Here is an 11,373-nt window from a genome sequence, read left to right as displayed (position 1 = left end):
TTTTCTTCTTGTTTATTATTAAATACATACTTGTTCTGCAATAGTAATCTGGTGCTGTTTGGCAGATACCAGAATTGATTTGGGATCTACTTCTATTAAAGATTTCTTCTGTACCACATCGTTCACCAGTATTTTGATCTCATCAATGTAATCGACATAGTACAATTGCTCCAGATAAGTAATCAGCTGGTTGACATTTAGTTCCACATTAAAATCAATATCTTTGGAATCTGTAAAAGCCCACGGCGATATGTATTTTTTAATATCTTCATCCAGTTGTTTCATGTAAAATGTCTCGTCATACTGTTCAAAGAATTTCACCTTAGTCTGTATTTTTGCTTCTTTATAATTGGGGTTGATGACCTGAGCCGTAACGTGCATCGTATTTAATTCATTTACATAATTCTGAATTTTATTCAGGCTCGCTCTGCTCACTCTTGGCTGGTAGACATCAAAAGCATTTTTATTTTTAATATTCGGCACCACCATCAGTGTTACGTGTCCCGGAGCCATATATGAATTTTCTGAGGTGTGATTTAAACATTTTACCTTAAAAACTTCCGGGAATTCCTGTAATACCAGACTTTCATAATCCCACTGGGTGATAGCTCTGTGCTTGTGTCTTAATCTTTCACTTACACGTCTGTAAAATTCCGAGTCTGCTTCTTTGTATTTTCCGTCGAACGAATTATACGGCTGGCCAACAGATTTTACCTGTGGAACTCTGGTAATTAATTTAGAGATTGTATTGGCCGGTAAACCGTTATCCAAATGTGCCAAATCATTATCCTGATTCTGGAATGTCGCTAAAACAGCCTGTGTATATATTCCCTGGATTTTGCAAACGGCATCATAACTTCTTTTTGATGTAGCTCTGATCCAGACCAGTCCGTCGGTAAGTCTTGTGTGACTTGTTTTGATGTCTTTGGGAATTTTAAATTTAACGATCCCTGATTCCAGAAATTTTCTCGTTTCGTTTTTCAGGAGGTTCTTCGACAAATCAATCCATGTATTATCGGAAAGAATATGCCATTCGATAAATTCTTTCTCATCGAAAGTATCCACCAAAGGGTTTTCACTTCCTTCCAGCATCTGAATCAACAGAGAAACTGTAGATTGTGGCATGACTTCCAGACCGATGTATAATTCACCTCCGGTTTGATGTAGAGGCACAATGCTTTTTGTGGCAACTTCTTTTTCGTACTGCCCGAATGCATCTTCATGATACACTTGTACGCCTTCACTTTTTGATGCTTCTCCGCTCGAATCTTTACTCAAATAAGAGTATGCATTTTCTTTAGCGCTGTAGTTCAGCTCGATATCTTCCGCAAATGGAATGTAGGGCTCATTCGGAATGAGTTTTCCAATCTCGGAGCTGCTGGACAATGCCAGGGTATATAATTTAGGATACACATCTTGTAATGCCGACTGGTTCAGCTTCAATCTGATAGCCTCACTTGTCCCTGCATTATTACTTGTATTATAAATAGAGAATTGAGTTGTGTAGCCGTTTTCTACTTTTTTAAACAGTTCAATATCATTGCCTTTCTCACGCCATATTTCTTTGTCCAATAGTGCTGTATCTATAGTAAAATAGGCATCAGAACCAACAATGGATGCATTTTTCAACGCTTCAAAGTCTTTCACACTGATGTTCTGGTTTGGCTGAATGACATATGCGTTATATAAATCTTTTATAGAATCAGGCGTATTTTTCCAATTGATGGTAATGTCTGCATTCTGCCATTTCTTGGAAAACATTTCAGGACATTTAATGTAAAAATTAGATCCTTTAATGGGTTGTGCAGTGAACGGATAATAAGGTTTTTCGGAATTTAAAGTACCATTGTCATTTTCGATCTGGATAGATTTTACGCCTTTTACATCAACCGATACTTCTATATTTTTTATGAGTTTTTCTGAAAGAGCTTCATAAATATCATAGTATTTCTCTCCTTCAATCATGAATCTTACGACAGGGAAACTGGTCTGAAATGTCTCCATCAGCACTTCCTTGTCGTATGCTACCACTGCAGGAAAATCTTTAGATAATGTAAAAGAAAGTTCCAGCAGATTATCACTATTTCTTACGCAGCGTAAAACGATTCCGGATAGCCACTCTTTTTCTCCGCTGCAAAGCACTTTGATGTTATTTTCAATATCAGAGTTGGATAAATTCTGTAATTTCTGAGTTGAATTTTTAATAAAATCGATTTTCACCGTAACGGTTCTCTCACCTTCTTTCAGATCAAATAATGAAGATGCCACGGAGAAACCAAGCTTAGCTTTCGGAAGTTCTTTATAAATTGATTTATCCGAAATGGTTTCATCAGCATTATACCCGAACGGCCACCAGTAATTGCTTTCTTCAGGAAGTTTGTCTCCCAATCCATCCACAGAATTGGCAACCGGAGCCATCTTCAGCTCTCTTTTTTTGGCATCGTTCAGGAAGCTTTTGATTTCTACAACTTTTGCCTGATTGGCAATAAGCTCTTCTTCGGTTTTATAAACACGTTTTTTTCCGTTGATATCTTTGTTACCATCCAGCAGTGTTCCTCCCGGAATTTTTTCCTGAAGTGCTTTTTTGGCTAATTCGAAGATCACATAAACTTTGTCTGCTTTTGCGTCATTTTTTTCGATTTGCAGAATTTCATTATAATAGAAATCCAGATGTCTTTTGGTCAGATTATTAAAAGCTTTTTTTGAAAAATCCAATAATTTTAAAAAGCAGACGAATAATGTGAGATGAGGTGTTAAGTTGCTATCCTGTTCAAACTGGGAAATAAGATCTGTAACCTGTTTTTTCATACTTTTATACTCAACGCTTTCTCTACGCGGAACAGCATTGGTATCATCACCAAGGAAGAAGTTTCCCCAGTTTCCTTTTGGTGTTGTATTATCATCTTTATCGAAATAGTTTACACGCTGTGCAAAATTGTTTGCGAACAACAGCCAATCAAACAAATCGAAGTCGTGTAATTCGAGATTGCCCGGATCCAGCTCTGCTAAAAAGCGCTGCATTTGTGATTTTCCTTCACGATAATGTGAAAATGTATCTGTTTTTTTCATTTTTTTATATTTATCTATCTATGGTCAGATGCAATACTTATGTAGTGTTTGGTAGTATTTAAAATGGCTACAGACATCCCGTAATTCATTATATTTCGGTAGCTTCTCCCTTGTAAAAAGGAAAAACCATATTGCTTCTTGTATTAGTATTTCTTACTTCGTAATTAATTTGTATTAAAACTTCGCCCTCAAGTTCTTCCTGAGCATCAATTTCAATACTCAGAATGTTGATTCTGGGTTCGTGATATAAAATGGCGCGCTCAATGATTCCTTTCATTTGAGTAATCAGTGTAAGATCCAGTGGCTTAAAGAGCATTTCCTGAAGATCGCATCCATAATCCGGGAACATGACACGTTCTCCGGGACGTGTTGACAACAGGATCATAAGACTGTTATTGATGTCTTCTACGTCGGTGGTCATTGCCAGTTTTCCTTCAGTCTGATTAAACTCAGGCGGAAAACTCCAGCCTATTCCTAAAAAATCTGTATTTATTTTCATACGTTATTTGTTATGTTTATTTGTAACATCCTGCATCTGTAACATAGAGTTTCAGTTATGACAACCGTTTTGTTATTGATGTTTTACATTTCTGTTTTCAGGTAGATAATATTCAAAGGGTAGTTCATGATTGAATCAGAAACTATTTTTAAATATCATCCGCCAATTAAAACAGTAGCTTCTCCTGCGGAGATTACCCCTCCGTGAGCGGTGGAATCTCCCATTCTTGCTGCCGGTTTACCCCCGATCAAAACACTTGAAGATCCTGATGCAATGGTATCCATAGGCCCCGTGCATACTGCTTTGTCTCCTACTCTTGCCGCGGGTTTCCCGCCGATTAATACGGTTGGTTCTCCTGCCGGAATAATGGGCCCGCCAACATGCGGAACATTTCCTGTTACCATAGGGCAGGTATGCATATCTGTAATTCTTGCTGCCGGTTTCATCCTGTTAATTGATTTTTACCTGAGAGCCTTTTACAACGGTTACTGCTCCGGATTTAAGTTCAGAACCTGAGCTTCCTTCTGCTTTGAACTGCGCACTGGCTTTCACGTTGATATTGACTCCTTCCATATTGATGTCTCCTTTAGCTTTGATCTTGATATCTTTAGAACTTTCGATACTGATTCCGTCTTTATTAAGCGTCAGCATATTAGAATGCTCATCTTCAATTTTGATGATATCTGCATCTTCATCTAAGATCACTTTTTTGCCTTTTGGGGTTTCCAGCGTATAGGAAATTTTATCGTCATTAAAGATCATTTTCATTTCACTCCGGGTGACAAATCCTTTTTCGTGGTTATCATCCGAAGCTACAATCGGGGCCGGTTTTGTACTGCTGTTCAGCATTCCCAGGACTACTGCATCGTTGGGGTCATCGTTGATAAATCCGATAATCACTTCATCACCGATTTCCGGCCTGAAAAAAGATCCTCTGTTTTCTCCAGCATCCAGGGTAGCTATTCTTGACCAGATACCCTCTTCTTCGTTATTAATGATGGGGATTTGTACTAAAATCCTGTCTTCACCATCCGGATCAGATTCTAATTGTGATACAATTCCGACGTGCAATCCGCTTATGGCAGGAATAATTCCCGAGCCCGGCATTTCACTGATATCATATGTTTCTGAAAACCAAGTCGGAGAAAGACCAAACTGAGCATCTACGAGCCAGTTTCCATCAACAATTTCGTGGCGTACGCCTGTGACGTATATTTTCCCATTAAAACGGTTTCCTACTCCCTGAAGTGTTAAGGTAACGCCTGGTTTCACCGATGGAATTCCCTGGAATTTCACTCTTCCTCTTGTTTTGGCTAATTGCTGAAAAGTTGCTTTGGCATCTCCCCAATCCTGCAATTCACTCTGAGTAAGATTTCCGCCGTGTTTCAATTGTAAGTCTTCAATTCCGAAAACTTTTGCCAAGTCACCAGATGAAAGATTTCCATTGAGACTGATGGCCGGATCCTGCGCTTCAACTTCCGTAAGTTCCTGATCGGTGTAACTCCATGTTTTGGCGGTAATTTTACTGAACTGATCTCTTGCATCAATTTCTCCGTCAAATTCATGTACCGAGGATCCGTACACAACAGTTTCCACAGTTTCGCCACTGAAATCAGGTTTTGCTACTTTAACCGTCCCATCTTCAACAAAACAAAGTTTTCCGTTGGCCTGTGCGCGGGTCAGCATAAAATCCCAATCCGAAGACTGATACTGAACCAGTTCTTTGTGTGAGTTTGTAGTAGCTTCTACGTCGGCAGTAGCGCCGCTATTTCCTATCAATTCTTCGATGATATCGCTGTCTTTGCTGTCGTAGAAATATTTGCTTTTTCTTCCCAAAGTCATTTTTACGGCTTTATCTCTACATTCTATGATAAGGTAAGATGAACCGTTTCTGACTTTTATATTATGCTTTACGACAACTCCTTTAAAAATGGTTTCTTCTTTAGAATGGTATCCGGCCGTGATCTCAATTTCTTTTCCGGGAATCAGTAGTTCTTCATTGCTTAATTTAAAATCCTGTTCCGGAACGCTTCCATCTATAATGACAATGCGGGCATAAGGAATTCTGTTGACTTCTTTTTCTACGACAATGCTTTTTACCCCATACTTTCCGGGCAGTTCCGTATCTCCGGACATTACTTTAAAAGTTATTAAATCCGGGTTTTTTGCTGTTTGTATGTATCCGCTGTTATTCATCTTATGAAACTTTTTCTAATGGCGGAAAGAACAATTCCTGTCCGGGAATGAGTTGTCTGAAATTAATGAGACCGTTTACTTTTGCTACTTCCAGATAGTATTTAGAATCGCCGTAAATTTTTTCGGTCATTAAGGGAAGTGTATCTCCGTCCTGTACTGTTCTTTTGTGGGTAAGGTCTGGGGAAGATTTTTTCCCCATCGCTGCTGCAAGTTCATCACTAATTGATTCTAAAAAAGTAGCCTTTCCAATAGCTCTCAAAGGAGTTCCATCATTATTGAATAATTTGTAATCTATCGTAAGTTCTGTAAGAGATCCTTCAAATTTGAACTTCCCCCAGCTGACAATAACATTATATGGTTTATGAATTGTTCCTTTAAAATCACCCGTCGCTTCATAAAAGTCCTTTAATTGCTGTTCTACAGCTGTTTTACTGAAAGGATCTTTTCCCAAGCCTTCTTTTATCTTATTGATAAGCTTATTGCCAGGATTCGATTTTGTCACTCCTGTTCCATCAAATAAAAACTCTAACTGTAAAGACTGAGGAGACTTTTTAACAAACTTCGAATTGGTAGCATTAGCTCCTTCTGGTTGTGACGTATCATATTCCACCTTATGGGTTATAGAAAAACCTGTCGGATTGATGAGGGCTTTAAAAGCTTTACTATTAATTAAAGCATTTTGACCATAGCCGTTATCTTTGTAGGTCTGTATCGTTACTTTTGCCATTTCTCCCATTATCTTTCTTTTTTACGTTGTTGAATATTTACTGCCTGCTCTACACTTTCACTCACAGCCCGCATGATTTTTGCCTCATCTGCTGATGAAGCGGTAGTCGCTGCTGCTGTTTTCTCGTCCACATTTATTTTAATGTGAAGCTCTTTTATTTCTATTGGCATTTCGTTTGTTTTTTAATCAATTTTCAACTTTAAGTATTAAAAATCAATGATTTAACATATTTATTTTAAAAAATCCAAGCACATAACAAGTGCATTCAGTCTTTTGACAGACCAATCTGTTATCTTTTATGAAAAATTATTTTTGCTGAATGTTATCAGAAAACTAACACACTGCGATGTGCTTAGATATGATTTAGAAATTACAAGCCTAAACTTGCTAACGATGTGGGTATGGTGAAATATCTGTATTTCAGTTCTACTGTTTCAATAGCCAATTTGCTTTCTTCTGCATTGAATTCTGAAACTTCCCATCGTACCGGATATGCTCCTACTACATTCCAAACCATTAAAGGTGCTGTAGATTGAAGCCCTCCATAAAGAGAAACAACGAGGTTTCTGGGTTCAAATTCAAAGTTTTCCATGGCGTTTCTGCACCAGCTTATCAATCCGGAACTTACGATCAGTCCACGCTTAAGAACTAAATTAGGATATTTTGGTCTTAAAGGAAGCTGGTGAACAAATCTGTTTTCACCGCCTTCGGCATATTCTTCGGTTGGAATGTCTGTTGATAAACCAGATATAGACTGAAATCTGGAGTCAATACCCTCTGTAGTCGAAATCCCGTTAACAATAAAAGAGAAACTGGTTGGAGGATATAAAAGAGCCATGATTAGTTATTTTCAATAGTTAATCCTTCGTGTGCCAATTCCAGCGTTTCGATCGCCACCTCGTTTCCTTCTGCTTTCAGATCTGTAGACTGCATTTTCAACGGGAAGGCATTTTTAACTTTCCAAGTTACCGCAGGTTCACCGTTTTCGTCTAAAAGAGAAATCGTGATTGATCTTCTTTCTACCGTGTTCAACTGAATCGACTGGAACCAATCGAAAAATTCGTTATCTGACTTAAAAGTTCCTCTTTTTAACGTAATGTTGTTGAAAACTTTTAATCCCGGCATTTTAATTTTGCTGAAATCAGGACTCGCTCCGTGTCTGTATTCGATAAGACCTGCTTCAACATTTAATCCCGATACTTCCTGAAAACCTACCTTCGTTCCGCCCCAATCTACTTCAAAGGCAAACTTTACTAATGGATATGTACTCATAATTTTTTATATTTAATTGTTATTTAGTTTTTTATGCTTCCTGTAATTTGTGTGAAAAACGAAGCACGATAAATTCTGCCGGACGTACCGCAGCCATACCGATCTCGATGTTCATTCTTCCTTCCAAGATATCCTGGGCAGACATGGTTTTGTTTAATCCTACACTTACATAATACGCTTCTTCAGGCTTGCTTCCTGCCAAAGCGCCGTCTTGCCATTGCTGATTAAGGAAATTTTCGATCATCGTTTGTACTCTAATCCATGTGTTGGCTGTATTCGGTTCAAAAACAAAACGTTCTGTTGCTTTTTTCACAGATTCTTCCACCATATTGAAGAAACGACGTACAGAGATGTATCTCCACTCGTTGCTGTTTCCGTCCAGTGTTCTTGCGCCCCAAACCAATGTTCCTTTTCCGGTAAATGTTCTGATCGCGTTGATGGATCTACCGGTTGCATTTACATTATATTCCATCTGCTCTTCATGAGAGATTTTTACGGTAGGTGCAACTACATAATTAAGTCCTACATTTGCCGGAGCTTTCCATACTCCGGAAGTGCTGTCCACTTTCGCATACACTCCCGCCATTGCTGAAGATGGAGCCAATACCACTCTGTGAGATTCAATAGCTTTTTTAATTCTATTATATTTAGCTGAATCTGTAGTTTTTAAATCATCTAAATTTTCAGAACTTCCATTAAAACTAATAGTGTTATTGTTATAATAATTTAGAATTGTTTCTAATTTTGGATAATAAGCGGCTCCATATTTTAATCTTTTACCGCTAGGTCCTACAGAAGGTCCTGTTGTGTCTTTAAATTCATTGACATCTCCAACAACATCGATGATGACAAATCTGTCTTTCATTAATTCTGCATGGTCTAAAGCCAATTCGTATAATCGGTAAGCTCCATCAGCTAAAGCTTCAGCATCCGGGAAAACAATAAGCGTTGGCTCGTCTTCTTTTTCTAAAGTAGCAAGACCTTTTTCCAAATCAGCTTTCACTACTGAAGCTGGATACCCTGCTGCTGTTCCTGCAGAAACGATATAACATGGTCCTCCACCATTCGCAAAATACATTTGCATCGCATAATACATTTTGAAAGGACTAGGAGTTACTTCTGCATTCGTAGTATATACTCCATCATTTAATGTTTCAGTAATTGTAAAAGATTCTTTGTTTGCTTCTCCGAAGATTGTTTCGTATTCCAGCATTGATGAAATTCTTGTCGGCTCATTTTTCGGTCCTTTTTCTGTATATCCGATAAAAGCAGGAATAGCTGTTTCTACTTGTGCTACAGATGGTGGGAATTTTGCAATTTCCTCTACGTAGGCTCCTGGTGTTTTGTAATTCATTTTTTTAGATTTTTAAATTATTAATTAGTTATTTTCAATAGTTAATCCTTCGTGTGCCAATTCCAGCGTTTCGATCGCCACCTCGTTTCCTTCTGCTTTCAGATCTGTAGACTGCATTTTCAACGGGAAGGCATTTTTAACTTTCCAAGTTACCGCAGGTTCACCGTTTTCGTCTAAAAGAGAAATCGTGATTGATCTTCTTTCTACCGTGTTCAACTGAATCGACTGGAACCAATCGAAAAATTCGTTATCTGACTTGAAAGTTCCTCTTTTTAACGTAATGTTATTGAAAACTTTTAATCCCGGCATTTTGATTTTGCTGAAATCAGGACTCGCTCCGTGTCTGTATTCGATAAGACCTGCTTCAACATTTAATCCCGATACTTCCTGAAAACCTACCTTCGTTCCGCCCCAATCTACTTCAAAGGCAAACTTTACTAATGGATATGTACTCATAATTTTTTATATTTAATTGTTATTTAGTTTTTTTATGCTTCTTGTAATTTGTGTGAAAAACGAAGCACGATAAATTCTGCCGGACGTACCGCAGCCATACCGATCTCGATGTTCATTCTTCCTTCAAGAATATCCTGGGCAGACATCGTTTTGTTCAAACCAACACTTACGTAATATGCTTCTTCAGGCTTGCTTCCTGCCAAAGCGCCGTCTTGCCATTGCTGATTAAGGAAATTTTCGATCATCGTTTGTACTCTAATCCATGTGTTGGCTGTATTCGGTTCAAAAACAAAACGTTCTGTTGCTTTTTTCACAGATTCTTCAACCATGTTGAAGAAACGACGTACAGAGATGTATCTCCACTCGTTGCTGTTTCCGTCCAGTGTTCTTGCGCCCCAAACCAATGTTCCTTTTCCTGTAAATGTTCTGATTGCGTTGATAGATTTTCCTGCTGTAGGATCTACGTTAAGTGCATCTTGCTGTCTGTCAGAAATTTTTTCTGTTGGTGCTTCTACGAAATTAAGTCCAACATTAGCCGGTGATTTCCATACTCCGGAAGTGCTGTCTACTTTAGCATACACTCCCGCCATTGATGAAGACGGAGCCAATACTACTTGTTTTGATTCAATAGCTTTTTTAGCTTGGTTGTATAATTCTGAATTCGCAGATTTTAAATCAGCTAAATTGTTGAGACCTGATGCACTGGTCACTAAAACTTCAGCCTCGTCGAAAGCATAACTTAAAATCGTTTTTAGTTTTGGATAATACGCTGCGCCGTATTTTAAGCCTGATGCATTTACTTTATCTCTGAAAATAGCATCATTTCCTAAAACATCCATAATAACGAATCTGTCTTTCATGAGTTCTGCCTGATTCAAAGCACTGTTATAAAGAGAATAAACATTAGCAGCAAATGTGCTATTATCTAAAGCAGAATTTAAAGCAAGTGCATAATCTTGTGAATCTTGTTCAATTGTATCAGCAAGCGTATAATAATTATTAAAATTAGTAACAACAATGTTTGCAGCACTTGTAATACTAGCGACAGTTGCATTGGCGACATTAGCAGCTTTGGCAGCAGTTTCTACAGCTTTAGCAGCATGATAAGCAGCAACTTGAACAGCATTATTGTCGTTGGTAACTGTATAATCGTTAACCTTTGCAGTAGCAGCGGCAATAGCAGCCGCAGGATTGGCTCCTCCTTCGATGGCATCTTTAACAGCTTGGGCAGCTGCTTTAGCAGCCGTAGCAACTGTAACGTAACCTGATGCAACTACAAAAGCTTCTTCTGCTGCATCAATATCTGCCAAACCAGGAATTAAGTTTTGAATGTCAGGAAACAAAATGAGTGTAGGCTCGTCTTCTTTTTTCAGGAGTTCAAGACCGAATAATAAAGTTCCTTCTGCTGTAGAGGGTCCTACCGTTACCTCATCATCATAGTGTCCTACTGAAACGATATAACAAGGTCCTCCACCATTCGCAAAATACATCTGCATGGCATAATACATTTTAAAATCGCTTACTTTAGGTTGTGTTGCGGTTGCAACGCCATCTTTGAAAGCAACGGCAAACGTTTCCGGATTTGCTTTTCCAAAAAGTTGCTCGTACTCCAACATAGAAGTTATTCTTGTTGGTTTATTCTTCTGGCCAAGTGCTGTATATCCGATAAAAGCAGGAATGGCCGTTTCAACTTGCGCTACAGAAGGTGGAAATTTTTCCAGTTCCTCCACATAGACTCCAGGGGTTTTGTAATTCATTTGTTAAAATTTTTAAATTAAGATTAATATACCTCGAAGTGAA

General features: G+C 38.3%; 11 protein-coding genes. All 11 read right to left on the bottom strand.

Annotated elements, in window-relative coordinates:
• Window positions 1-18: 18 nt before the first annotated feature.
• The 11 genes from BLR30_RS09210 to BLR30_RS17905 all read right to left on the bottom strand — a co-directional run bounded on the left by BLR30_RS09210 (window position 19) and on the right by BLR30_RS17905 (window position 11,330).
• The gene (locus BLR30_RS09210; RefSeq protein ID WP_089857430.1) at window positions 19-3,069 is read right to left on the bottom strand and encodes a baseplate J/gp47 family protein; all 3,051 of its coding nucleotides are present in this window, start codon (window positions 3,067-3,069) and stop codon (window positions 19-21) included.
• 88 nt (window positions 3,070-3,157) lie between these two features.
• A complete protein-coding gene (locus BLR30_RS09205; protein WP_089857428.1) occupies window positions 3,158-3,568 on the bottom strand; it encodes a GPW/gp25 family protein in 411 nt (136 codons plus the stop codon).
• 155 nt (window positions 3,569-3,723) lie between these two features.
• The gene (locus BLR30_RS09200) at window positions 3,724-4,014 is read right to left on the bottom strand and encodes a PAAR domain-containing protein (protein WP_042722688.1); all 291 of its coding nucleotides are present in this window, start codon (window positions 4,012-4,014) and stop codon (window positions 3,724-3,726) included.
• A gap of 4 nt (window positions 4,015-4,018) precedes the next feature.
• Entirely contained in the window at window positions 4,019-5,764 is a 1,746-nt protein-coding gene (vgrG, locus tag BLR30_RS09195) for a type VI secretion system tip protein VgrG (protein WP_089857426.1), read from the bottom strand.
• 1 nt (window position 5,765) lies between these two features.
• Window positions 5,766-6,500, bottom strand: a complete 735-nt coding sequence (locus BLR30_RS09190; protein ID WP_089857424.1) for a CIS tube protein — start codon at window positions 6,498-6,500, stop codon at window positions 5,766-5,768.
• Window positions 6,500-6,661: a DUF5908 family protein gene (locus BLR30_RS17730; protein ID WP_175443634.1), complete on the bottom strand. Its 162-nt coding sequence runs from the start codon at window positions 6,659-6,661 to the stop codon at window positions 6,500-6,502. Before BLR30_RS17730 ends, BLR30_RS09190 begins: the two co-directional genes overlap by 1 nt.
• A gap of 200 nt (window positions 6,662-6,861) precedes the next feature.
• Window positions 6,862-7,329 carry a phage tail protein gene (locus BLR30_RS09185; protein WP_089857422.1) on the bottom strand — a complete coding sequence of 156 codons (468 nt, stop codon included), beginning with the start codon at window positions 7,327-7,329 and terminating at the stop codon, window positions 6,862-6,864.
• A 2-nt stretch (window positions 7,330-7,331) separates the two neighbouring features.
• A complete protein-coding gene (locus BLR30_RS09180; RefSeq protein WP_089857418.1) occupies window positions 7,332-7,763 on the bottom strand; it encodes a phage tail protein in 432 nt (143 codons plus the stop codon).
• A gap of 31 nt (window positions 7,764-7,794) precedes the next feature.
• The gene (locus tag BLR30_RS09175) at window positions 7,795-9,117 is read right to left on the bottom strand and encodes a phage tail sheath family protein (protein ID WP_089857420.1); all 1,323 of its coding nucleotides are present in this window, start codon (window positions 9,115-9,117) and stop codon (window positions 7,795-7,797) included.
• 24 nt (window positions 9,118-9,141) lie between these two features.
• Window positions 9,142-9,573 carry a phage tail protein gene (locus BLR30_RS09170; RefSeq protein ID WP_089857418.1) on the bottom strand — a complete coding sequence of 144 codons (432 nt, stop codon included), beginning with the start codon at window positions 9,571-9,573 and terminating at the stop codon, window positions 9,142-9,144.
• A gap of 32 nt (window positions 9,574-9,605) precedes the next feature.
• On the bottom strand, window positions 9,606-11,330 hold the full coding sequence (locus BLR30_RS17905) for a phage tail sheath family protein (RefSeq protein WP_089857416.1): 1,725 nt from the start codon (window positions 11,328-11,330) through the stop codon (window positions 9,606-9,608).
• Between the last annotated feature and the right edge of the window lie 43 nt (window positions 11,331-11,373).

The organism is Chryseobacterium taeanense (assembly GCF_900099685.1).
GTDB lineage: Bacteria > Bacteroidota > Bacteroidia > Flavobacteriales > Weeksellaceae > Chryseobacterium > Chryseobacterium taeanense.
Note: the sequence above shows the minus strand (reverse complement) of the source record. Positions and strands in the feature narration are given on the sequence as shown.

What these genes read in the sequence shown, in the direction of transcription:
- BLR30_RS09210 (WP_089857430.1), bottom strand. Translation starts at nt 3,069, where the DNA reads ATGAAAAAAACAGATACATTTTCACATTATCGTGAAGGAAAATCACAA.
- BLR30_RS09205 (WP_089857428.1), bottom strand. Translation starts at nt 3,568, where the DNA reads ATGAAAATAAATACAGATTTTTTAGGAATAGGCTGGAGTTTTCCGCCT.
- BLR30_RS09200 (WP_042722688.1), bottom strand. Translation starts at nt 4,014, where the DNA reads ATGAAACCGGCAGCAAGAATTACAGATATGCATACCTGCCCTATGGTA.
- vgrG (WP_089857426.1), bottom strand. Translation starts at nt 5,764, where the DNA reads ATGAATAACAGCGGATACATACAAACAGCAAAAAACCCGGATTTAATA.
- BLR30_RS09190 (WP_089857424.1), bottom strand. Translation starts at nt 6,500, where the DNA reads ATGGGAGAAATGGCAAAAGTAACGATACAGACCTACAAAGATAACGGC.
- BLR30_RS17730 (WP_175443634.1), bottom strand. Translation starts at nt 6,661, where the DNA reads ATGCCAATAGAAATAAAAGAGCTTCACATTAAAATAAATGTGGACGAG.
- BLR30_RS09185 (WP_089857422.1), bottom strand. Translation starts at nt 7,329, where the DNA reads ATGGCTCTTTTATATCCTCCAACCAGTTTCTCTTTTATTGTTAACGGG.
- BLR30_RS09180 (WP_089857418.1), bottom strand. Translation starts at nt 7,763, where the DNA reads ATGAGTACATATCCATTAGTAAAGTTTGCCTTTGAAGTAGATTGGGGC.
- BLR30_RS09175 (WP_089857420.1), bottom strand. Translation starts at nt 9,117, where the DNA reads ATGAATTACAAAACACCAGGAGCCTACGTAGAGGAAATTGCAAAATTC.
- BLR30_RS09170 (WP_089857418.1), bottom strand. Translation starts at nt 9,573, where the DNA reads ATGAGTACATATCCATTAGTAAAGTTTGCCTTTGAAGTAGATTGGGGC.
- BLR30_RS17905 (WP_089857416.1), bottom strand. Translation starts at nt 11,330, where the DNA reads ATGAATTACAAAACCCCTGGAGTCTATGTGGAGGAACTGGAAAAATTT.